Raw genomic sequence first — 21,917 nt, 5'->3', positions numbered from 1 at the left:
CAACGTAGGTTTTCTTTCGCTGGCGTCGGCATGGCTTTGTTGATTGGAACACGTGATTAACTTGTGCGTTTCAATCCAGCAAACAAGGAGGTCTGTCATGGACTGGAATCGCGTGGAAGGTAATTGGATGCAGGTAAAAGGCAAGATCAAGGAGCAATGGGGAAGGTTGACCGACGATGATCTCGACGTCATCGCCGGGAGACGAGACCAGCTAGAAGGCAAGATTCAGGAACGATACGGCAAGGCGAAGGACGAAGCCAGGCGCGAGATCGACGACTGGTACAACAGCCAGACCTGGTAGCCTTCCAACCGGTGACAAGGTTTCTGTCCGGCACCGCCGGGTTGCTGGTCCGCTGCTCACGAGCGTTAGCGTTTCACGCACTGCCTTGAAACGCGTCTACGGGCGGTGGTGCATTCGGGAGCAATGCAGAAGAAACCGAACACGCTGCGAGGACCGTAGACCAATTGCGACGCGCTATTGCTTAACCGAACCCGATGCAAGCGCTCTATTGGAGCGCGGTGATCCTCGGCGTCGTCGCAGTCCTGTGATGATCGTGATGATCGTGATGATGCTCATGGCCACACAGCCTCTCACAGATGATCGGTCCAGCGCTCCATATATCTGGATGGATTGCGACCTTATGCCGTGATCGAAAGGAAGAGTTCATGAACGAGCACACGACGCCCGAGCCCCGTAAGGGTACGCCGAGCCCAAGAATAGAAGAGCCGGAGTTTCGCCAGCGCTTTTTGAGTCAGTTCAAGGACCCAGCCTTCGATCCTCTGAGGACTGAACTTGATCAGGTCGTGACGGCTGCCTGGGACGCTTACGAGCACCAGCGCAAGAGCCCGGAAACGTCAAAGGCAGGTCCAGGATTTCACGACCCTGAGTATGACCTCGCGGTCGACTGGATCAATGCAAAGGCAAAGGTCGATGCGGCACAGCGCCAATACGACAACAGCCCGGTCCGCCGCCGGGTGCTGTTGATCAGCGGATCGTCACGGAGCGAGCATACCTGCCCCGGCGAAATGTCCAAATCCTTTCGCCTCGTGGAAATCGCTCGTGAAGCGTTCAACCAATCGGGCGAGGTAGACATAGAGGTTCTGGAGCTTGGCAGGCTTACGTCCGAGTATGGTCGCAACATCCATCCCTGCAAAGCCTGCTTTTCGACCTCGCCAGCGCTGTGTCATTGGCCATGCTCATGCTATCCCAACTATTCGCTCGGCCAGACACAGGACTGGATGAACGACATCTATCCGATGTGGGTTGCGGCGCACGGGGTGATGATCGTCACGCCTGTGAATTGGTACCAGGTCTCATCCCCGATCAAATTGATGATGGATCGGCTGGTCTGTGCCGATGGTGGAAACCCCGACCCGACCCTGACGCAGGGCAAAGACGCCAAGCTGGCAAAGCAGATAGAATTGGAGGGCTGGGACTATCCGAGACACCTCGCTGGCCGCCTCTTTTCGGTGGTCGTGCATGGGGATGTGGAAGGGGTGGAGAATGTCCGCCGCAGCATTTCGGACTGGCTTCGCTTCATGCAGCTGTTGCCGGCGGGTCCGCTTGCCGAAGTTGATCGCTATATAGGTTACTGGAAACCCTATGCCACGAACCATGAAGAGCTCGATGCCGATACTGCCATTCAAGACGAAGTCCGCAACGCCGCTCAAACGCTATTGGAGGCAGTGATTGCCCAGCGTGACGGACAATTCGTTGCAGCCGGACAAGATCTGAAGCAACCCCGCCAGAAATAGGCATGGCTCAAAAATCCCAATCACTGGCAAGCCCTTCCTCCGACGGCCGGTTGCCGGGCGGATATTCCAGTAGCCAGATGCGATCGCGCAAGGAGAACCTACGCGGCTCGATGGCTTGGCTCGAGCGAAGGGCGAAAGCGCTTGAGCAGTGCCTTTCCCAGCCGGATACCGTACATCTCGATCGTTCTGTGCAGCCCCCAACTGATTACATAGACGGGTGGGGCTGTAAGGACAATCGCTATCAGCACGCGATATTGTTCCGTCATTCCGACATAAGCGGGAAGCCCAGACAGAATGCCTATAATCGGAATCATCAAAAGCAGGTGAACCAGGTAAACGCTGTACGATGTATCGCCAAGGAAACGAAATGGTCGCCAGTCAAGCCTGCTGACCAAGTCTTCGATCCACGGTTGGCCGAAACGTGTGGCAATCCGCTTGTGAAGGACAAGGAAGCCAAACCCCAGTGCCATAGCGCCCTGTGTGGCAGCATACGTCGCCGACTTCGACCCGAAAATCATACCCGGCACAAGCACCAACATCGCCAGCGAGCCAAAGAAAGCGGATCGCCTGTCTGCATAAGACGCCGCAGCTGCAAAGAGCATGCCTGCCAGGAAGACATCGATTTTCAAAGCCAAATTTGCTGGCATTGGATAGGCGTCAAAATAGGCGGGTACGAGCATCTGAAGGGCAAAAGCAACCGCCAGGCTCGCCAGCACGGCCGCGGCTGTCCCAACCCGCGCCCAAAGCAGCATTATGATCGGAAAAGCTACATAAAACTGCATTTCCAGACCAATGCTCCAATCGGGCAAAGGTGTGCGAAAACTGTATTCGGGCAGTAGACCAAACAAAAACGATCCGTGAACAAGTGCATTCAACGGTGACTGGTCAGTGTACCGAAGCATCGTGGTTGCCGTTGAAGGCCAAACTGTAGCGATCTGTTCACGCCAGCCGCCGACCGAGTTGCCGACGATGAACGAAACGAGCAGAAGAAGGTAGAACACAGGAGCAATCCTGAAAAAGCGTCTCAACCAGAACATTTGCCATGTCATCGGCGCTCCCCAAGGCTCTGCAACAGACCGCTGGATATAGTGGTGCGTCATGAGGAAGCCCGACATCATCATAAAGAGATCGACCGCGAAACCGCCTTCGGAGATGATGGGCCAATGAACCGCATTCAACACCGCTGCGTGTGAGGCAAGAACCCAAAACGCAGCCAAACCCCGGACCGCGTCCAGGTAGGGTAAATGTCTGGCATTCAAGGGTGCAAAGGTCGACATGGCTATTCTTGCTGCATTGCGAAGATGTTCTTGGCTGAATTTTTGCAATGCAGCATAGGGTGACGCTAGGGTCAATAGCTGACGTCAGGTTTGTTTCTCAATTGCCGCGTGGCCCTTTCTGCTTCTGCAGAAGAACTGCCAGGATAATTTATGCGCGGTCACAGCAGCAATTATAAGTACTGTTGGATCGCGTTCGGAAGCCATTGCCATACCTCGAAGTGCGCGCTGGATCACGCGCTTCGAGATCCTTGTTCTACGAATTTTGATTTCGTCCCGCTTCGTCGGGACTCCACACAGCCAACGCGTGTGGAGCGGACTAGCGCTGCATATTCATCAGTTCCGGCATCGACATCATGTTCGCATTGAGATTGGCCATGATGATCATTGAACCGAACACGACAAGGGCAACGACGAAGACGCCAAAGGCCAGCGCAAGGATGTTGTTGAGGCTGTCGGGTGCGCTCGAAATGTGAAGAAAGAAGACGAGGTGGACGCCCATCTGGGCAATCGCCAATACGGCAAGCAGGATCGGCACGCCGGGTCCCCAGATCATATCGGTTCCTGCAACCCAGAATGAAGCCAGCGTCAGTATGATCGCAAAGACCAGCCCGATAAGGTAGCCCTGCCAACTTCCCCCGGCCACGCGCGGTGCACCGGCCTCCTGATCCTCAGTCGTTTCAATGGATTCGGCCATTAGTGGGCTCCAAGATAAACGATTGTGAAAACACCAATCCAGACAATATCGAGCGCGTGCCAGAACAGGCTGAAACAGCGTAGCCGCCGGAGGACCATTGGACGGAAACCGAGCGTCAGCACCTGCGCGAACATCACCAGCAACCAGAACAACCCCGCCGACACATGCAGGCCATGTGTGCCCACCAGAGTGAAGAAGGCGGAGAGGAAGGCGCTGCGATCGGGTCCGGCACCGCTCTCAATCATGCCATGGAATTCAGACAGTTCCATGCCGACAAAGGTCGCACCGAGCAGGAATGTGACCGCGCCCCAGCTCGCGGCCGGGATCAGTTTGCGTTGTTCGACGGCCAACGACATCAGGCCGCAGGTGAAGCTCGACGCGAGAAGAATAGCAGTCTCCAGAAGGACGCGGCTGCGATCGAAGAGATCGTCTCCCGATGGTCCGCCCGCCGTCTCATGTGACAGCACCGCAAACGCTGCGAACAATGCGGCAAATATGACGATGTCGCTGAGGAGAAACAGCCAAAAGCCGAAACTGACCACCACATTCCTCGGCGCAGGACCACGTTCCGATAGTGGAATCTCGCGAACCTCTGAGTGGGTCAATGAACTTGCACTCATATGGCTGCTCGCGACGCTTCGCTCTCAACGATGTATTCGACCTCGTCCGAAACGCGCCAGGCGTGGGCAAGAATGGTCATGAGAGCCCCTATCAATCCGGCGATGGCCATCCACCAGATATGCCAGATCAACGCAAAGCCGGCCATGACGGCAAAGAACGCCAGCACGAACCCGATGGGGCTGTTGCGTGGAACTGAGATTGTTTCCGGTTCGGGATCATTTTGAAGGCGGGATTTGGGACTTTTCTTTGCTTCCCAGTAAGCGTCGAGGCCGTCTACCGATGGCAAGACCGCATAGTTCCATGCGGGCGGCGGGGAAGGCGTGGACCATTCGAGTGTGCGCCCATCCCATGGATCGCCGGTAAGATCGCGTCGCTGGTCACGTGTGCGGATACTGACGACGAGTTGAACCCCGGTGAGGACGATACCGGTGAGGATGACGATTGCGCCAACCAGTGCGACCAGCATCAGAGGCTGCCACCCGGCGACATCGTAGTGCTGCATCCGCCGCGTCGCGCCCATCAGGCCGAGAACGTAGAGCGGCATGAAGGCGAGATAGAATCCGATAAACCAGCACCAGAAAATTGCCTTGCCGATACGCTCGTCCAGCTTGAAGCCAAAAGCTTTGGGAAACCAGAACGTATATCCTGCGAAAGCACCGAAAAGCACGCCTCCGATGATCACATTATGGAAATGCGCCACGAGAAACAGGCTATTGTGCAGGACGAAATCCGCAGGCGGAATTGCAAGCAAAACGCCTGTCATGCCGCCAACGACAAAGGTAACCATGAAGCCCAGCGCCCAATAGACCGGCGCGTCGAAGCGGAGACGGCCGCCATACAGTGTGAACAACCAGTTAAAGACTTTCACGCCGGTCGGCACCGCGATGATCATCGTCATGATCCCGAAAAAGCCGTTGATGTCCGCGCCTGCGCCCATCGTGAAGAAGTGATGCAACCACACCATGAACGAGAGCACACATATTGCCATGGTGGCGATGACCATGGAGCGATAACCGAACAGCGACTTGCCGGAAAAGGTGGCGATGACCTCGGAGAACACGCCGAACGCGGGCAGGATCAGGATATAGACCTCAGGATGGCCCCAGGCCCAGATGAGGTTGATATACATCATGGCGTTACCGCCGGCTTCATTCGTGAAGAAGTGAAAGCCGAGGTAGCGGTCGAGGAGGAGCATCGCAAAGGTCGCGGTCAGGATCGGAAAAGCCGCGACGATCAGAAGATTGGAAGCGAGTGCCGTCCAGCAGAAGATCGGCATCCTCATATAGCCCATGCCGGGCGCGCGAAGCTTCAGGATGGTCGTCGTCAGGTTTATCCCCGACAACAACGTGCCCGCGCCGGATATCTGCAGCGCCCAGAGGTAGTAATCGACGCCAACTCCGGGCGAGTAGGCCAATTCCGACAGCGGCGGATAGACCAGCCACCCCGTCCTCGCGAACTCGCCAATGACCAGCGACATGTTTACAAGAAGTACACCCGCCGCCGTCAGCCAGAAGCTGACCGAGTTCAACACGGGAAACGCCACATCGCGGATGCCGAGTTGCAGAGGCACAACGAAGTTCATCAGGCCGACCATGAAGGTCATCGCCACAAAAAAGATCATGATCGTGCCATGAGCCGAGAAGATCTGATTGTAATGCTCTGGCGGCAGGTAACCCTGCGCGCCCCCAGCTGCCAGTGCGAGTTGAGAGCGCATCATGATCGCATCGGTAAACCCCCGAACGAGCATGACAAGTGCAAGCAGGATATACATGACGCCTATGCGCTTGTGATCGACGCTGGTGATCCATTCCGACCAGAGATAAGGCCACCAGCCTTTCCACGTGACAAGCAGCAATACCGCCAACATGGTGAGTATGACCATCAGGGATGCGATCATGGGAATGGGCTGGTCAAAAGGTATGGCGGCCCAGCTGAGTTTTCCGAGCATGTCAGGTTCCGTCAGAGATTGAGGGTGCAGAGTGGTGCCCGGCGGGGGACATACCGGATACGGGGTTGTTTGAATTCACGATATCATTGAACAGGTTTTGTTCGACCTGACCAAAGGTTGACGATGCTACCGCGGAACTCGGACGCGCCAGTTGCATATAGCTGGCCTTGTCCAAATTCCCGCCAGCGGCGCGCGTGTCTGCGGTCCACTGGTCGAAGGCTTGCTGTGGCATTGCCTCGACCACAAACCGCATGTCTGAAAAGCCTTCGCCGCTGAACTGCGCCGAAAGTCCCGGATACTTTCCCGGCTTGTCTGCGAGCAGATTGAGCCGTGTCGTCATGCCCTCCATCGTATAAATCTGGCTGCCGAGCTGTGGCACGAAAAAGCTGTTCATGACAGTTGCCGACGTCAGCTGAAAGCGTATCGGAACACCTGCCGGCACCACGATGCTGTTTACGCTTGCTACGCCCAGATCTGGATAGATGAAGAGCCATTTCCAATCGAGGGAAACCACCTGCACATTGAGTGGAGCGGCATTGGAAGCGATCTGCTTGCCGGGATCGAGGTCGTGGGAGCCGACCCAGGCGATACCGCCGAGGAACAGCACCACCAATGCAGGAATCGACCATACGATCAGTTCGATGCGGCCAGAATAGGACCAGTCAGGCATGTATCGAGCCCGCGCATTGCTGTGCCGAAACCACCAGGCGAACCCGAGAGTGAGCAGAATGACAGGAATGACCACTGCCAGCATGATCGTTGTTGCGTTCAGCAATATAGTGTTCTGTGCGGCACCGACCGGACCCTGCGGGTCGAGAACGCCGCTGCGCCAGTAAGAGCCCGCTACGTCAGACATGATGTAATAACCAGAGCCCGGATTGTCTCATTAACGAAGCCTCTTTTGCCACCCGGTTCCAAGTTGCAATGCTGATGGCGTGTCAGTTCGGCAGGGCGAACGCGATGATTTCGTCGCTGACCTTTGGAGTGAGGATCGAATTGCCTCCCGCTGCAAACACGACATATTGTTTGCCTTTATACTCATAAACCGCCGGAAGCGCGACAGCCGGAGCTGACACGAGAGACTTCCACAACACCTTGCCGGTTGCAAGATCAAGTGCGCGCACCATCGAGTCCATAGAAGCGCCGATGAAGATCAAGCCACTTGCAGTGATGACAGGACCTCCCAAGGTGATCGATCCCCACGACTCAGGCATATAGAAGCCATATTGCTGAACCTGGCCGAACGGCACGTCCCAAAGCTGCTTGCCGGTCTTCAGATCATAGGCAGCAATTGAACCATAGGGAGGCTTCCAGCAGGGCATTCCCAGAGGATTGAGGAATGTTGTGAGCTGGACTCCGTAGGGTGCGCCGGTCATCGGAAAGAACCCGCCGGTTTCCAGGCCCCCGACAGTTGCTGCCCTGTCATAGTCAGCGCGCGGGATCAACTTGTAGATCTGCACTGCACTCGAATAATTGACAACGAAAGTGCCGCTCGACGGGTCGACCGCTCCGCCACCCCATTCGATGCCTCCAATCGTACCCGGATAAACCAAAGACCCTTCAAGGCTGGGCGGTGTAAACCGGCCCTCGTCGCGCAACGTCGCGGCGGTGCGGCTGCAATAGCCAAAGCTCACGATGTCCGCCAAGCCAAAGACGCCCGGCCACTTGTCTTCCACTACGGATTTCGGCAGAGGCACGTAGGGTTGTGTTGGTGAGGCCTTCTCTCCCGGTACTGTTGATGCCGGGAAGGGGCGTTCCTCGATCGGGTAGACCGGCTCACCCGTCTCGCGGTTGAGGACATAAAGGAAACCCTGCTTGGACGTCTGCACGAGCGCCGGAATTGTCGCTCCATCCTTCTGGATATCGATCAGTGTCGGCGCCGAATTGGTGTCGAGGTCCCAGATATCGTGGTGCACGAGTTGTCTTGACCAGACGACTTTGCCCGTGTCCACATCGAGCGCAGTCACCGATGTTCCGAGCGATATCGCGTCCAGCCTGTTGCCGCCGAAGAAGTTGGGACTTGGTGAGCTGACCGGCAAGAACAGCAGGTTGCGGTCACGATCGACTGCCATACTTGCCCAGACGTTTGCGGTGCCGCTCTTGGCAGCGTCCGCGGCATCCAGAGCATGGAACGTCCACCGCAGCGCACCTGTGCGCGCATCAAGGGCGAAGACTGTGCCGGGTGGATCGACGGCATCGGCCCAGTCCTTGCCCGCCCAGCCGACGAAGAGGAAATCCTTGTAAACGGTCGGAGGCTGCAGAATGGACAGCGGCCACTTGGCGTTTTCGACATTCCACTGGTTGATATCCACGACACCGTCCTTGCCGAAATCGGCGCAAGGTTTGCCCGTATCTGCATCAACGGAATGCAGCTTCGCGTCCATCGTACCAATATAGATGCGTTTCTGGCACGCTTGCGCAGCGTCAGGGGCATCCGCCTGCCAGTAAGCAACGCCGCGGTTCTTGAGGTCAGGCTGCGTCAGCGCTTCAAGTACAGCATCGGTGTCATAGCTCCACTTCACCTTTCCCGTATCAGGTTCGAGTGCAAAAATCCGGTAAAAGGGCGTTCCAAGATAGACGGTGTCATTAACGAAAAGCGGCGTCGCCGACCACACTGTAGGTGGAAGATCGGCCTGCGGACCAGTGGCCGGCGGGCGATTGTGCATTCCAGAAGGCGGAGGGCCGCCAGCCGACACGTCACCAGTATGGGTGCGCCAGGCAACCGTGAGATTCCCCACATTTTGTGGAGTTATCTGCTTTAGTGGCGAGTATTTTTGTGCTGCGAGATCACCGTTGTAAGTGCTCCATTCGACGCTCTGGGCTCGCAGTTCGCCACAAGTTGCCATCAACGCCACAACAGACAGCGCCGACAATAGATACTTTGTCCACATCACGTCGGTCACCATTGCAAAAGCTTGGTTCAGGCAAACGCGCGACGCCGTCTGAACACGTGAAGAATCCAGCCGAGAAAGCTGACGAGCATAAGGATCACAAGTGTTTGACTATGCAGGAGATACCCGGCGAATGATGTGCCGGCGATATTGAGGATAGAAGAGACGATGAAGAACGACCGGAGGAAGCCGGTGTTCAATTTGCCGAGCGCCATACCGAACAGGGCCAGCAGAATGGTGGACGCAATCACGAGAAGCGTTCCCGGCTCGCCGGCGATACCGCTATCGGGATTGAAGTAGTTGAAGATGGAAACGATGAGACCGCCAAGCGATGCCAGCACCATGAGTGCAGCTCCAGCATCGTCAAGGATCCCAGAAATTTTGGTCATCGTCCCCCCTCGCTCCGATAGTATTGGAGCAAGCGAGTAGCAAAGTCTAGTTGGATTTTTACAGCCCGGTAGCTCTTTTGATCAGTCTAAACCCAGTAATCGCCAACATACCTAAACAATGTTGCATATAGCCTGAGTCCTCAGCTTAAACAGAGATGCAATTCGCTGTCCGGTCGGGAGGCTGCGCGGCTGAACTCGAACAAGGATGCGGGAATCCATCAACACGTGCACGTCACGGTGACGCTTCTTATAGTTCGATGGAAGCAAGGGTTGTTTTCCAGGCTACAACGATAAAAATCGCTCGGTCAGCCGGGCCCACATGGCGGCACCGGTGGTCAGGCTGTCGTCGTTGAAGTCGTACTTCGAGCTGTGCAGGATCGGCGAGTTCTCGCCGTTGCCGAGGCGCAGGAAGCAGCCTGGCTTGTGTTCCAGGAAATAGGCGAAATCTTCGCTGCCCGGAATCATGGGGCACACACCCACCTTTTCGTCGCCCACCAGTTCCTTGAGGACATCGATGGCGAAGGCCGTTTCCTTCTCCGAGTTGATGACGACGGGATATCCGCGCTCATAGTCGATGGATACGCTGGCCCCATGCGCTTCGGCGATCGACGTTGCGATGCCACGTACTCGCCGTTCGAGCATGTCGCGGACCTCGGGCGAGAAGGAGCGAATGCTTGCCACGATCTCGGCCGTTTCGGGGATCACGTTCGATGCCGTACCGCCATGGATCGTTCCGACCGTCACGACGGCGGTTTCGATCGGATTCACGTTACGGGATACGACCGTCTGCAGCGCCATGACCATGTTGGCCGCGACGACGATCGGGTCGACTGTCAAGTGCGGGCGGGAGGCATGCCCGCCCTTTCCGACAATGGTTATCGTCGCGGTATCGGAGGCAGCCATTAATGGACCCGGCCGCAACAGGAAGGTGCCGGCGGGCGCGCCTGGATGATTATGCAAGCCGAAGATTGCGTCGCAGGGGAATCGATCGAAAAGCCCGTCTTTGATCATTGCCTGGGCGCCGCTGCCCTTCCCGGCTTCCTCGGCAGGCTGGAAGATCAGATTGACCGTGCCGTTGAAATGGCGGGTACGCGCCAGATATTCGGCTGCACCGAGCAACATTGTCGTGTGGCCGTCATGGCCGCATGCATGCATCTTGCCGGCGGTCGTACTGGAATAGGGCAGACCGGTTGCTTCCATGATAGGCAGGGCATCCATGTCCGCGCGAATGGCGATGCTGCCTCCGCCTGCACCCTGCCGCAGCCGACCGACGACGCCAAGACCCCCGACGTTGCGGGTGACCTCGTAGCCCCAGCGTTCCAGGCGATCGGCAACGTAGGCGGCCGTTTCATGTTCCTCGAACGAGAGTTCCGGGTGTGCGTGGAGATGCCTGCGCGTCTCGATGAGCTCGGCGGTCCGATCGTCGAAATCCGCAATGCGAGCGAACTCGTTTGAAGTTTGGGGCATGAGACTGTCTTCCGTTTTGTTCGGCGACCGCTTAGATGAAGCGGCTGAGGAAACTTCTGGTGCGGGGATGGGATGGATTGGTAAGGACCTCTGCCGGCGGACCCTGTTCCACTACGACGCCTCCGTCCATGAACACGACGCGGTCCGCTGCTTCCTTGGCGAAGCCTATTTCATGGGTGACCACGATCATGGTCAAACCTTCCTTTGCAAGGTCGCGCATGGTGGCCAGCACCTCGCCCACCAGTTCCGGATCGAGGGCTGATGTCGGTTCGTCGAACAGCATCAGTCTGGGTCGGATTGCCAGCGCGCGGGCAATCGCCACACGCTGTTGCTGCCCGCCCGACAACTGGCGCGGATAGGCGTCTATCTTTTCCGCCAGCCCGACGCGGTTGAGAAGTTCCTTGGCGTAGCGGACGGCTTCGTTCCGGTTCTGGCCGTGGACGCCGATAGGCGCTTCGATGACGTTCTGCAGCGCCGTCATGTGCGGGTAGAGGTTGAACTGCTGGAACACCATGCCGATCTTGCTGCGCTGCACGGCGATGTCGCTATTGGAAAGCTTGATCAACCGATCGTCCCTGAGCCGATAGCCAATCTGTTCGCCATCGACTTCGATGAAGCCCTGGTCGATCGCCTCAAGATGGTTGATGCAGCGAAGGAAGGTGGATTTTCCCGAACCTGACGGACCAAGGATCACAACCACCTCTCCGGGCGCGACGTCGAGATCGATACCCTTGAGGACTTCCAGCGGTCCGAACGCCTTGTGAACATTGCGGGCCCGCACGAGGCTTGTTTCAGACATGCTCATGGGCCGCTCCTACCATAGGCGTGGCGTATTCTTTGGTCCTGTCCGCAGGCGTAGAGCCACGATCGCCACGATTGTAATAACGTTCGATGGCGCCCTGTCCGACATTGAGGATCGACGTGATGAACAAATACCAGAGTACAGCGACAAGCAGCATCGGGATGATCTCGAATGTCCGGTTGTAGATCGACTGAACCGAGTAGAGGAGATCGGCCATGGCGATGACGCTGACGAGCGAGGTCGCCTTGATCATGCTGATCAGCTGGTTGCCGGTTGGCGGCACAATGGACTTCATCGCCTGCGGAATGATGATGCGCCACAAGGCGCGCGCCCTGTTCATCCCGAAGGCTTCCGCCGTCTCGGCCTGACCCTTGTCCACCGACAGCAGACCGCCGCGGATGATCTCGGCCATATAAGCGGCCTCGTTCAGGGCTAGCCCGACAATGGCTGCGGTCAACGGCGTAATGAGGTCGTTCGTATCCCAGCTCGCGATTCCGATGGAAATGCGCGGGAACAGCGTCGACATGTTATACCAGAAGATAAGCTGCACGAGCAGCGGTGTTCCGCGGAAGAACCAGATGAACAGACTGGCCAGGGACGATGCCAGCCTGTCGTTCGACATGCGTGCGATGGCGAGAATGAGTCCGAGCACCACGCCGATGATCATTGCGACGACCGTCAGGCCGAGTGTCACCCACAGGCCCTGCATGACCGTAGGGTCGAAGAGATACTGGGCTACGACCGGCCAGCCGAAGTTCGGATTGATCGCCACGATGTAGGCGAATCCGAGAGCGACGGCCAAGGTGAAGATCCAAAGGGCCAGGCGTGTGACGGGGAACGGCACGTGCGCGAGTTTGACGTCGCGCAGCCTGTCGTCGGTTTGAATCGATGCGGAACCGGACATGACCCTCTACTGCCCCTGGTTGATGCCGGGGGTGTCGATCAGATTCTTCTCGAGGCCCCATTTCTTCATGATCTGGGCGTAGGTGCCGTTCTCGATCAAAATCTTGAATGAGTCGAGCAGTACGCCGCCCAGAGGCGAGCCCTTCTTTACTACGGCGCCTTGATAGATGTCCTTGAATCCGTTGGCCTGGCCGACTGCAGCCAGCTCGAGCTGGCCGTTGGCCTGCTGAACGAAGTAGGTCAGGGGTGCCTGAGAAGAGAAGAAGCCGTCGGAGCGTTTCGACCGGACGGCCAGGATCGAGCTAGGCTGGTCGGTGAAGGACTGGACCTCGACCGCCGGATTACCCGCAGCCACGCATTTTTCGGACTGTTGATTGATAACCTTTTCCGCCGAGCCACCGGCCATCACTGCAATGCGCTTGCCGCACGAGGCATCGAGCGACGTGATGCCCTTCGGGTTGCCCTTCTCCACCGCGAAGACGACATATTCGCGCGCCCAGTCGATGAAGTCATTAGCCTTCTGGCGGTCGGGATAGTCGCCTACCGGGCCCATCGCGAACTGGTAGCGGCCGGAATTGATGCCGCTGAGCAGGGCCGGAAGGCCGGCCACGGATGCATGATCGATGGTGATCCCGAGCAATTCGCCGATGGCGATCGAGATATCGTTCGTCGCGCCGGTCAGTTCGGTCCCGGTGACGATTTCATAAGGAGGGAAGGAGCCATTATTGACGGCGACCATCTTGCCCGCGTCGCGGATCTCCTGTGGCAAGCGCGAGCGCAGCTCCTCATTCTGCGTCTGTTTCTGAATGTCCTGAGCCCATGCAGCGGTTGCGGCCAAAGCCGCCACGAGCGAGGCGAGAATGCGGATGGATTTCTTCACGGTACACTCCTCTTGGGTGAAATTACGTCAGGCGACGCTGGCTTCGAATGGAAAAAGCGAATGCGGCGTAAGCTCGGACTGCAGGATGCCCTGTTCACGCAATTCAGTAATGAAATCCTCGATCATCCTGAAATTTGCGTCCAGTCCACTATCGTTCCATGTCGGCGGCAAGTCGCGCGCCGAGCGCAGCAGCTCGTCGAACATCCACGGCGTCGTTTCTGCATATTTGCGGCGCTTCGAGGTCCAGAGCCGCTGACTTTCGTCGACAAGACGGGTTAATTCGTCGGCTAGCCATGGATGATCATGGACCAGCTCTGCCTTGACGGCAATTATGTGCATGCCGGGTATATATCCGACTTCGTTGAAATAGGCCTTCTCTGCGGCTGCGAAGTCCGGCAGCAATTGGCGAAGCCCCGCCCCGTTCTCGAAATAGCCGTCGGGCATGAAGGGGGTGAAGATCGCATCGAGCTCGCCATTCGCCAGAAGTTCCAGCATGGGACGTTCACCGGGAGCCGCCTCGATCCTGCCAGGCCTGCCAAAGCCGTCGAGCCGATCGACGATGGGGTGGTTGGCCGTCAGGCGACCGGCGAACCAGAATGCGTCTTCGATACCGACGCCTTCCCTGCGCAGGGCAGCCCGGGTCCAAGTATTGCCCGAGTCGCGCCAGCCGGTAACGCCGATCCGCTTCCCGGCCAGATCGGACAGCCGAGTCATCGGGCTCGCTGCAGTGGTGATGATGCACCTGTGGCGGAAGCCGCGCATGATGAAGCAAGGAATGCCGACGATGGTTTGCGCGCCCTCGGCCATGGCGGAGGTGTAGCGGCTGAAGGAAACTTCCGCGGCGTCATAGATATCGCTCGAAGCAAGATCGGGGATCAGCGTTCCAACGCGGTCCACCTGGAGTTCGACCCGATCCGACGAGATGTCGCCGAAGATCAGCGGAGTAAGGTAGTCCCAATCCCGGGTGGCAATTTTGATGGGAATGCGCATGGATTTCCTCATACCGGCGGTTTGACGAGACCTCCGTAAATGTTTATGTTGATGCAATCAAATGTTATTATGACATTAAACATTTAAAGTTCAGATGATGACAGATCAATTCGACGCTCAATGGTTTGCTCATCGTCTTGGCGATCGGACCTCGCGCGGCATCGCGCTTGAGACGGGCGCGATGATCCGCTCGGGCCTTCTGCCGGTCGGAACCAAACTGCCGTCCGTGCGAGATCTCGCCTTCACGCTGGGCATAAGCCCGGCGACCGTTTCCATCGCCTGGGCCGATCTGCGCCGCCACAAGATCATAGGTGGCAGAGGGAGAAATGGCGCCTGGGTGATGGGCGACCGATTTGCGCCGCGTCCGACGCGCCTCGTGAACATAGGCAACTACGTGCCGGACACCCTGGAACTCGCGACTGCGTCGCCGGACAGGTCTTTGCTTCCGCCGCTGGAAGCTGCGCTGGTGCATGGAGCGCAGGCCGAAGCGCTCAACAGCTACGAAAGGGTGCGCATTCTGCCCGAATTGGAAGACGCGGTTCGTCCATCCTGGCCATATGATCCGGGTGCATTCCTGGCAACCAATGGAGGGTATAACGCCGTATACACCTTGCTGCATGCCTTGGTGCCTGCCGGTTCGCCGGTTGCAATAGAAGACCCGACGGCAATGCGGCTTCTGGACATTCTGGAGGATCTCGACGTTCCGATCATTCCGGTCGCGTGCGACGGGCACGGGCCACTTCCGGACGCGCTCAGGGAAGCGTTGAAAGAAAAACCGGTGGCGTTTCTTTTCCAGCCCAGGGTGCATTCCGTCACCGGCTCCTCCATGACGGCTGAAAGACTTGAAGCGTTGGGCGACGTGCTGAAAGGGTCCGAAACACTCATCATTGAAGATGATGGTGTCGGCGATATTTCAGAGGCGGCCCGGCAGTCACTGGGTCGGCGTTTTCCGGACCGCGTCATCCATATCCTTTCCTATTCGAAAACACTCGGGCCCGATCTTAGGCTGGCTGTGTTGTCGAGTTCAGCGCGCATCGTCGAACAGATTCAATCGTATCGAAGCTTCAGCGCAGGCTGGACGAGCAGGATCTTGCAGGCTGCAGCATCCTGGCTTCTTCAAGACCCTTCGACGGATGAAATCATTCTTCGAGCCAGAGCGATTTATCGGGAGCGCCGGCAAGCATTTGCCTCGGAATTGCTCCGGCGTGACATAAGAATCGATACTGGAGACGGACTGAGCGTACTCGTCCCGGTCATGTCGGAGAACTTTGCTCTGATAACCTTGGCGTCCCGCGGCATCGCGGTTCATCCAGGTTCAAAATTCTCCATGAAACCGATCAATTTCATACGCGTAGCCACCAGTGTCCTTCAATTGCCTGATGTCGACAGGGTCGCCGCTGCGATCGAGGTGGCGGCCGCTGTACCCAGATGAGCATCCAGCGGATTGTTTCAAAACAAAAACGGCCTGAGAGTTCAGGCCGCTTTCATGTATTCAAAAATGGGCGCCTGTGAGGGTTCAGAAATTCCTCTGGAAGCGGATTGTGCCACCGAAAGCGTCGTCATCGCCGCCATTGGCAACCGAGAAGGCTTCGCGAGCGCCATCGAATTTGGTGTAGTTAAGCTCGGGTGTGATTACGAAACCGGGAACGAGTTCGTATTCAACGTTGAGAGCAAAGGCGTAGGTACCTTCGTCTTCCCATGCCGCTTGGCCATTGAGGGTTGCCTTTTCGGCGACCTTTGCGGTGAAGCCACCCCATGCAGCCCAATCGCCCTCCCATGTGCCAAACCAGTTGCGGTTGAACTGATCGACATCGCCTGTCGCGGGATCGAAGTCATTGTCATAGCCGGACTGATAGCCACCCATAATGAAGACCGAGAACTTGTCGTTGATCGTGACGTCGAGTCGGAGCTTGCCGGCAAATTCCTCGACATTGGAGTCGTAGCCGACAACGCCGGAAACACCGCCCCAGTCTTTCTCGAGTTTTGCACCGGCGAGAACGTGAGGCATATAGTCCTCGATGACATATTGTCCGCCAAGCCCGGTAACATCATCCTGGCCTTGTTCGGCACCAATCATGGCCGAGAAGCCGTTGCCCCCTGTGAAGGTATAGCTGACCTGATTGCTCTGGCCTGACTGATAGTTGATCACATCGTCATTGAGGACATTGCCGGCGTAGCCGACGAATGATCCGAAAAGTTCATCGGCAGTGCCGATGCGGAAGCCGCCGAGTTCGATCCAGGCTTGCGGGAGTGTACCGCCGGTGGAGACGCCATTCTCGTACTCAAGGCGGGTCTCGGCATAGGAGCGCAATGTGCCCAGTTCCGTTTCGGAGCGGGCGTCGAAGCGAACCTCTGCACGGGTGAGCTTATACCAGGTCTCGTTGCCCTTGGCGCCGACATTGGTCCCGTCATAGGGATTGTCGCCGGCTGCAGCATCGTAACGAACATAACCGTCGATCTTCAGGCAGGTCTCTGTACCAGGTATGTAAAAGAAGCCGGTGCCGTACGCATCGCAAACACGCACATATTCAACGGGCTCCGGTTCGGCGACTACGACTGCATCTGCAGCGTGTACGCCGGATGCTGCAGCCAGAACTGCAATGGATCCTAGTAAAAGGCTTTTGATATTCATCGTTCTTCCCCATGTTGATAGTCATTGATCTTTGCCAACCAGTCGCTTCCGATAGAATGCGATGTCAGGATCGCAAGAGGATCTTCCCAATCCAGACGCGAACAGATGCGATAGATCTCCAATGTCTCCGCATCCATTTCGCCCCGCCGGTTGAAGTACATGGCGGCGGCATAGCGCGTTCGGCCCGACCATTCCTGTCCCAGCGGCGTATTGATCAAGGCCCACTGTTCTCGCTCTATGTCGTCAGCAGACATGTCAGAAATCCGCGGGCGGGTTCGCAGTGCGTCGATCGAGCTTGATGAAAGGCCGCGGCACCACCTTGGCCCGCTTCATCAGCTTCTGATAACGCAACTCGCGCATCGCATAGATCTCGACCCACAGATCGCCGGTTATGGTGTCGCCGTAGGGGCGCTCCAAGCTGGCCAGCGCAATGTTGCGCTTGGCCATTGGCGACCATATCGCCGCACTGACGAGGCCAACCTCGCGCTTGCCCTGGTGATAGACGATGGCGTGTTCGGCAGGGATATTGCCTTCGACTTCGAGCCCTACGAGGATGTGCTGTAGACCGCCCTTGACACGGGCTTGCTGGATGGCCCGTCGTCCGTTGAAGTGGGGCTTTTCCATATCGATCATGAATCCGAGACCAATCTCATCCGGCATTCGCACACGATCGGCGCGGATGGCGTGCTCGGCGGTGATGAAATCCGAGTTGGCGACGATCAACCCTGCTTCGAGCCGCGCCCGGTTGAGTGCGGCATAACCTATTGCGCGCAAGCCGCGCTGTTCTCCCGCTTGCCATAGCCTGTCCCAAAGACCAAGAGCCAGTTCCTGGTCCACGAACAGTTCATAGCCAAGATCGCCGGTAAACCCAGTGCGCGAGATCGTGACGTTTTCGCCGTCGTGCTCAAATTCGGCAAGATCGAAGACCTTGAGCGCGTCAACATTCTTGAAGCCCGCATCGCGTAGGACCGCAAAGGATGCTGGTCCCTGCAGGGCCAAAGCAGCGATAGACTTGGTCTCCTCGATAATGCTGACGTCGAACCCGATGCCGCTATCGAGCAGCCAGGGTAAATGCCGTTCCTGGCTGCAAAGGCGAAACCGATCACTCCTCAGGCGGAAAAGCGTTCCGTCATCGAGCACGTGGCCTTCATCATTGCACCAGGCCGTATAGTGAACCCTGCCGGGCTTCAGCTTCCTGACGTCTCGAAGGGTAACCCGGTTCAGGAATGCTTCGGCGTCCGGTCCTTCAATGCGGTATTTCACCATGGGCGAAATATCGAACAGCGCGGCCTGGCTGCGAATGGCAAAATATTCGAGTTCTTCGTCCCAAAGCGAAAGGGGAGCCTTGTAGCCTGCCCAGTCGTACCACTCCTCCGTTCGCATCAAGGCCTCGATGCGCGGCTGAAACGGCGAGGCGATGCGAGGCGTGCGGAAATGGTCCTGTGAGGCGTTTTTCGCCATCAGCAGCTTTTTTGGGTCGCTGTGCTTCATGACGTTATCCTTTCCTCGCAATGATGCGCCGCGCTGCGTTCAAACCCGGAACACCCGACACGCCGCCGCCCGGATGTGAGCCGGAACTTGCAAGATAAAGTCCGTCGATGGGCGTGTCGTAACCTTCGGCACCGAAAACGGGGCGGGACATCAACATCTGATCAGCCTGCAGTTCTCCGTGGTGCCAATGTCCACCCGGCATGCGATAACGCTGCTCGATGTCGAGGGGCGTCAGGAGTTCGGCGTGGACGATCGACTTGCCGATTCCTGGCGCATGAGCCTCCAGCTGGGCAAGGATTGCCTTGAGGAATTTCGGTTTGCCTGTGGTCCAGCCCTCTTTCAAAGCATAGGGAGCATATTGGACGACGGCGGAGAGACTGCAGGCCCCGTCCGGCGCTAGCGATGGGTCGAGCAAGCTTGGCAGGGTTATCTCCATGACCGGCTGGGGCGAGAATTCTCCGTATTTGGAGGGATTGAATGCGCGCTCCACGTGATTGACGGAAGGGGCGATAACCAGCCGTCCATTCAACTCGGGTGCGCGCAGGCCTGAAAATTGCGGAATTCTGTCCAAGGCCAGATGCAGTTTCGCGGCATCGCCATTGACGCGGATATTGTTGATCCTTCGGACAAATCCCGTATCGATCTCGCGGGTTCCGACAAGATTGAGAAACGTCGTGCGAGGACTAATAGCGGATACAACCGTTTTCGCCCGGATTTCCTCTCCACTCTCCAGCACGGCACCGACAGCCCGGCCATTCTCGACGATGATCCTGGCGACGGGAACATTCGAGCGGATGGCCACGCCGGCCTGCTCTGCAGCCAGTTCGATTGCCTTGACCACGGCGCCGGTACCGCCGATGGGGTGCATCTGCGCGCCGGGCTTGCCACCGATTTCGCCTGCGAGCCGGTAATAGAGCCCGAGCAGGGAGGTCGGGGAGCGCGGTCCAAGATGACTGCCAAGCGTGGCATCGAACGCGAGCAGGCCTTTCAGCCGGTCATCTTCGAGATGCTCATCCAAAACGTCCGCGACATTCATCAGCAGCATGCGCAGAAAATCGCGCATGTCCTCCTTGCCGAGCCGGCGCAGGGAGATGCCGGTCATGGCCAGCGCCGACGTTTCCGCAAAGGACATGCCGCCCAAATCGGGAGGTCTGCGCGCGAGCAGGGGCTTCAGTATCCCGGCATAGCGCAAGAGCTGACTGCGCAGTCCGCTCCACGCCTCCTGTTCCGGCTTTGACGCGCCGACGAGAGTTTCACCATATGCACCGGCCAGAGTAAGTGGGGCACCGTTCGCTGAAAGCACGGTGGTCGGCATGAGACGGGACACGTCCAGTTTCAATCCATGTTTTTGCAGCTCCAAAGACTTGATCACCTCGGGGTGCAACCTGTTGATCAGGTGGGCTACCGATGATGTCCGGAAACCTGGTGCAAATTCCTCGGTGCGCGCAGCACCACCGGTTTCACTATTCGCTTCCAGCACGAGCACTTTTCTGTCGGTTTTCCCGAGGGTAGCGGCAGCCACCAAGCCGTTATGGCCGCCACCAATGACTATCGCATCAAATGACGTCATGGGCGGGACTCATATGTTTCGTGCCACGTGACAGATCACGCAGGATTTCAGCTGCAGCGTTGCGCCCGGGTGCTCCCATGACGCCGCCGCCTGGATGTGTGGAGGAACCGCACATGTAAAGGCCGCCGACCGGCGAACGGTATTGCGCGTAGCCGGGGACAGGGCGGTTGAACAGCAACTGATCGAAGGTCAATTCGCCCTGGAAGATATTGCCCTCCGTCAGGCCGACTTCCGCTTCGAGTTCGCGCGGGGTGCGCACTTCCATATGGATGATGCGATCACGGAAACCCGGAGAATAGTCGGCGATCTGCGAAATCACTGTCTCGCCGAAAGCATCGCGGTCAGCGTCTGTCCACTCCTTGCCTTCCACCTTGGGTGGGCAATATTGAACGAAGCAGCTCATGAAGTGCTTGCCGGGCGGCGCCATTGTCGGATCGAGCGTCGTTGGAATGACCATGTCAAGGAAAGGATCGGCCGACCAGCGCCCGGCCTTCCAGTCATCATATCCGCGTTCCATGCGTTCTACGCTATCGGTGAAATGCATGTCGCCGCGATAGACCGGCGAATCCTTTGGAAGTGCCGGAAATTCCGGCATGGAATCGAGGGCTATGTTCACCTTGCCGGACGAGCCGCGCATCTTGAAGTTCCTGACGCGTCGCAGGAAAATATCGGGAAGTTCCTTCTCCTCGACGAGTTTGAGGAATGTTCTTTTTACATCGGCGTTGGAGATGACCATCTTGCCGGGGATTTCCTCCCCGTCCACAAGCACGACACCCTTGGCGGATCCATTCTTGACAAGAACGTGGTCAACTTCGACGCCGGTGCGGATCGTGCCGCCGGAGGCCGCGAACGAGGCGGCGAGCGCCTTGGTAACCGCGCCCATGCCGCCGCGGGCGTAGCCCCACGCGCCAACGGACCCGTCGACCTCACCCATGTAATGATGCAAAAGAACATAGGCCGTTCCCGGTGACATCGGCCCGAGCGCCGTGCCGATAATTCCGGACAACGCGAAATTCGCCTTGATCACGTCTGTCTCGAAATATTCATCGAGGAAATCCGAAATCGACATCGTCCAGAAACGCAATGTATCGGCCATCTCTGTCGCGCCGAGACCGGCAAACTTCTTGCCGAGATACATCAACTCCGAGATATCGCGCGGCCGGAAGCTCGTTGGATCGGCAGCGGTGCGCATGAGCAACGGCTGTATGAACCGGCACTGTCTCGTCACGTCGCGCGCATACCGGTCATAGGCTTCGGCGTCGCGCGGCGAGAAGCGCGCAAACTCGCGGCGGTGCGCGTGATGATCGCGATAATTGGCAAGATAGTCGCCGTCTTGGGTGAACACTGCGCCGCCCTCATACGAGATGACCTGCAAACCAAAGCGCGGCAGTTCGAGGTCGCGCATGATTTCGGGCCGGAACAGCGAACAGACGTAAGAGCAGTTCGAATACAGGAAACCCGGGGTAAGAGACCGGCTGGTCGCGGCGCCGCCGATCCAGTCATTCTTCTCCAGCACGAGCACGTCAAGTCCGGCGCGCTGCAAATAGCACGCGTTGACCAAACCATTGTGTCCCGCGCCAATGACGATGGCGTCCCATTTTTTCATT

The 21,917-nt window shown here is 57.7% G+C and carries 20 protein-coding genes; 3 read left to right on the top strand and 17 right to left on the bottom strand.

Going from position 1 to position 21,917, the window contains the following annotated elements:
* The first annotated feature begins 97 nt into the window (after positions 1-97).
* Both C7476_RS17590 and C7476_RS17585 read left to right on the top strand, forming a co-directional pair.
* The gene (locus tag C7476_RS17590) at positions 98-301 is read left to right on the top strand and encodes a CsbD family protein (RefSeq protein ID WP_114431191.1); all 204 of its coding nucleotides are present in this window, start codon (positions 98-100) and stop codon (positions 299-301) included.
* A gap of 365 nt (positions 302-666) precedes the next feature.
* On the top strand, positions 667-1,755 hold the full coding sequence (locus tag C7476_RS17585) for a flavodoxin family protein (protein ID WP_114431190.1): 1,089 nt from the start codon (positions 667-669) through the stop codon (positions 1,753-1,755).
* 98 nt (positions 1,756-1,853) lie between these two features.
* Here the strand turns inward: C7476_RS17585 and C7476_RS17580 are convergent, their stop codons facing one another.
* From C7476_RS17580 to C7476_RS17525, 12 genes are all read right to left on the bottom strand, one after another.
* Entirely contained in the window at positions 1,854-3,032 is a 1,179-nt protein-coding gene (locus C7476_RS17580) for an acyltransferase family protein (RefSeq protein ID WP_114431189.1), read from the bottom strand.
* A 316-nt stretch (positions 3,033-3,348) separates the two neighbouring features.
* Positions 3,349-3,726: a cytochrome o ubiquinol oxidase subunit IV gene (gene cyoD / locus C7476_RS17575; protein WP_114431188.1), complete on the bottom strand. Its 378-nt coding sequence runs from the start codon at positions 3,724-3,726 to the stop codon at positions 3,349-3,351.
* Positions 3,726-4,346: a cytochrome o ubiquinol oxidase subunit III gene (cyoC, locus tag C7476_RS17570; protein ID WP_114431187.1), complete on the bottom strand. Its 621-nt coding sequence runs from the start codon at positions 4,344-4,346 to the stop codon at positions 3,726-3,728. Before cyoC ends, cyoD begins: the two co-directional genes overlap by 1 nt.
* On the bottom strand, positions 4,343-6,295 hold the full coding sequence (gene cyoB / locus C7476_RS17565; protein ID WP_114431186.1) for a cytochrome o ubiquinol oxidase subunit I: 1,953 nt from the start codon (positions 6,293-6,295) through the stop codon (positions 4,343-4,345). Before cyoB ends, cyoC begins: the two co-directional genes overlap by 4 nt.
* 1 nt (position 6,296) lies before the next feature.
* A complete protein-coding gene (gene cyoA / locus C7476_RS17560) occupies positions 6,297-7,151 on the bottom strand; it encodes a ubiquinol oxidase subunit II (protein WP_114431185.1) in 855 nt (284 codons plus the stop codon).
* A gap of 82 nt (positions 7,152-7,233) precedes the next feature.
* Positions 7,234-9,186 carry a pyrroloquinoline quinone-dependent dehydrogenase gene (locus C7476_RS17555; protein WP_245426405.1) on the bottom strand — a complete coding sequence of 651 codons (1,953 nt, stop codon included), beginning with the start codon at positions 9,184-9,186 and terminating at the stop codon, positions 7,234-7,236.
* A 29-nt stretch (positions 9,187-9,215) separates the two neighbouring features.
* Positions 9,216-9,575 (bottom strand): hypothetical protein, encoded by a 360-nt coding sequence (locus C7476_RS17550; protein ID WP_114431183.1) that lies wholly within the window; start codon positions 9,573-9,575, stop codon positions 9,216-9,218.
* 282 nt (positions 9,576-9,857) lie between these two features.
* Positions 9,858-11,042 (bottom strand): M20 aminoacylase family protein, encoded by a 1,185-nt coding sequence (locus tag C7476_RS17545; RefSeq protein WP_114431182.1) that lies wholly within the window; start codon positions 11,040-11,042, stop codon positions 9,858-9,860.
* 31 nt (positions 11,043-11,073) lie between these two features.
* Positions 11,074-11,847 carry an amino acid ABC transporter ATP-binding protein gene (locus C7476_RS17540; protein ID WP_181872487.1) on the bottom strand — a complete coding sequence of 258 codons (774 nt, stop codon included), beginning with the start codon at positions 11,845-11,847 and terminating at the stop codon, positions 11,074-11,076.
* Positions 11,834-12,748, bottom strand: a complete 915-nt coding sequence (locus tag C7476_RS17535; protein ID WP_114431181.1) for an amino acid ABC transporter permease — start codon at positions 12,746-12,748, stop codon at positions 11,834-11,836. Before C7476_RS17535 ends, C7476_RS17540 begins: the two co-directional genes overlap by 14 nt.
* 6 nt (positions 12,749-12,754) lie before the next feature.
* A complete protein-coding gene (locus C7476_RS17530) occupies positions 12,755-13,609 on the bottom strand; it encodes an ABC transporter substrate-binding protein (protein ID WP_425374001.1) in 855 nt (284 codons plus the stop codon).
* A gap of 45 nt (positions 13,610-13,654) precedes the next feature.
* The gene (locus C7476_RS17525) at positions 13,655-14,617 is read right to left on the bottom strand and encodes a substrate-binding domain-containing protein (protein ID WP_114431179.1); all 963 of its coding nucleotides are present in this window, start codon (positions 14,615-14,617) and stop codon (positions 13,655-13,657) included.
* A 97-nt stretch (positions 14,618-14,714) separates the two neighbouring features.
* Between C7476_RS17525 and C7476_RS17520 the strand changes: the two genes are divergently transcribed.
* On the top strand, positions 14,715-16,049 hold the full coding sequence (locus C7476_RS17520; RefSeq protein WP_114431234.1) for an aminotransferase-like domain-containing protein: 1,335 nt from the start codon (positions 14,715-14,717) through the stop codon (positions 16,047-16,049).
* An 84-nt stretch (positions 16,050-16,133) separates the two neighbouring features.
* Here C7476_RS17520 and C7476_RS17515 read toward each other — a convergent pair whose 3' ends face one another.
* The 5 genes from C7476_RS17515 to C7476_RS17495 are packed head-to-tail and all read right to left on the bottom strand — an operon-like array spanning position 16,134 to position 21,916.
* On the bottom strand, positions 16,134-17,249 hold the full coding sequence (locus C7476_RS17515) for a porin (protein ID WP_114431178.1): 1,116 nt from the start codon (positions 17,247-17,249) through the stop codon (positions 16,134-16,136).
* Positions 17,246-17,503 carry a hypothetical protein gene (locus tag C7476_RS17510; RefSeq protein ID WP_114431177.1) on the bottom strand — a complete coding sequence of 86 codons (258 nt, stop codon included), beginning with the start codon at positions 17,501-17,503 and terminating at the stop codon, positions 17,246-17,248. The genes C7476_RS17515 and C7476_RS17510 overlap by 4 nt, the downstream gene beginning before the upstream one ends.
* 1 nt (position 17,504) lies before the next feature.
* Complete coding sequence (locus C7476_RS17505; RefSeq protein ID WP_114431176.1) at positions 17,505-18,740, bottom strand: aminomethyl transferase family protein; 1,236 nt, start codon at positions 18,738-18,740, stop codon at positions 17,505-17,507.
* Between the two features lie 4 nt (positions 18,741-18,744).
* A complete protein-coding gene (locus C7476_RS17500) occupies positions 18,745-20,310 on the bottom strand; it encodes a phytoene desaturase family protein (RefSeq protein WP_114431175.1) in 1,566 nt (521 codons plus the stop codon).
* Positions 20,297-21,916 (bottom strand): phytoene desaturase family protein, encoded by a 1,620-nt coding sequence (locus C7476_RS17495; RefSeq protein WP_114431174.1) that lies wholly within the window; start codon positions 21,914-21,916, stop codon positions 20,297-20,299. The genes C7476_RS17500 and C7476_RS17495 overlap by 14 nt, the downstream gene beginning before the upstream one ends.
* Between the last annotated feature and the right edge of the window lies 1 nt (position 21,917).

Source organism: Phyllobacterium bourgognense (assembly GCF_003337575.1).
GTDB lineage: Bacteria > Pseudomonadota > Alphaproteobacteria > Rhizobiales > Rhizobiaceae > Phyllobacterium > Phyllobacterium bourgognense.
The sequence above is the reverse complement of the archived record's forward strand: the minus strand, read 5'-3'. Positions and strand labels throughout refer to the sequence as shown.

Bases quoted from the DNA above. Each gene is read 5' to 3' on its own strand.
- C7476_RS17590 (WP_114431191.1), top strand. From the start codon at position 98: ATGGACTGGAATCGCGTGGAAGGTAATTGGATGCAGGTAAAAGGCAAG.
- C7476_RS17585 (WP_114431190.1), top strand. From the start codon at position 667: ATGAACGAGCACACGACGCCCGAGCCCCGTAAGGGTACGCCGAGCCCA.
- C7476_RS17580 (WP_114431189.1), bottom strand. From the start codon at position 3,032: ATGTCGACCTTTGCACCCTTGAATGCCAGACATTTACCCTACCTGGAC.
- cyoD (WP_114431188.1), bottom strand. From the start codon at position 3,726: ATGGCCGAATCCATTGAAACGACTGAGGATCAGGAGGCCGGTGCACCG.
- cyoC (WP_114431187.1), bottom strand. From the start codon at position 4,346: ATGAGTGCAAGTTCATTGACCCACTCAGAGGTTCGCGAGATTCCACTA.
- cyoB (WP_114431186.1), bottom strand. From the start codon at position 6,295: ATGCTCGGAAAACTCAGCTGGGCCGCCATACCTTTTGACCAGCCCATT.
- cyoA (WP_114431185.1), bottom strand. From the start codon at position 7,151: ATGTCTGACGTAGCGGGCTCTTACTGGCGCAGCGGCGTTCTCGACCCG.
- C7476_RS17555 (WP_245426405.1), bottom strand. From the start codon at position 9,186: ATGTGGACAAAGTATCTATTGTCGGCGCTGTCTGTTGTGGCGTTGATG.
- C7476_RS17550 (WP_114431183.1), bottom strand. From the start codon at position 9,575: ATGACCAAAATTTCTGGGATCCTTGACGATGCTGGAGCTGCACTCATG.
- C7476_RS17545 (WP_114431182.1), bottom strand. From the start codon at position 11,042: ATGCCCCAAACTTCAAACGAGTTCGCTCGCATTGCGGATTTCGACGAT.
- C7476_RS17540 (WP_181872487.1), bottom strand. From the start codon at position 11,847: ATGAGCATGTCTGAAACAAGCCTCGTGCGGGCCCGCAATGTTCACAAG.
- C7476_RS17535 (WP_114431181.1), bottom strand. From the start codon at position 12,748: ATGTCCGGTTCCGCATCGATTCAAACCGACGACAGGCTGCGCGACGTC.
- C7476_RS17525 (WP_114431179.1), bottom strand. From the start codon at position 14,617: ATGCGCATTCCCATCAAAATTGCCACCCGGGATTGGGACTACCTTACT.
- C7476_RS17520 (WP_114431234.1), top strand. From the start codon at position 14,715: ATGACAGATCAATTCGACGCTCAATGGTTTGCTCATCGTCTTGGCGAT.
- C7476_RS17515 (WP_114431178.1), bottom strand. From the start codon at position 17,249: ATGAATATCAAAAGCCTTTTACTAGGATCCATTGCAGTTCTGGCTGCA.
- C7476_RS17510 (WP_114431177.1), bottom strand. From the start codon at position 17,503: ATGTCTGCTGACGACATAGAGCGAGAACAGTGGGCCTTGATCAATACG.
- C7476_RS17505 (WP_114431176.1), bottom strand. From the start codon at position 18,740: ATGAAGCACAGCGACCCAAAAAAGCTGCTGATGGCGAAAAACGCCTCA.
- C7476_RS17500 (WP_114431175.1), bottom strand. From the start codon at position 20,310: ATGACGTCATTTGATGCGATAGTCATTGGTGGCGGCCATAACGGCTTG.
- C7476_RS17495 (WP_114431174.1), bottom strand. From the start codon at position 21,916: ATGAAAAAATGGGACGCCATCGTCATTGGCGCGGGACACAATGGTTTG.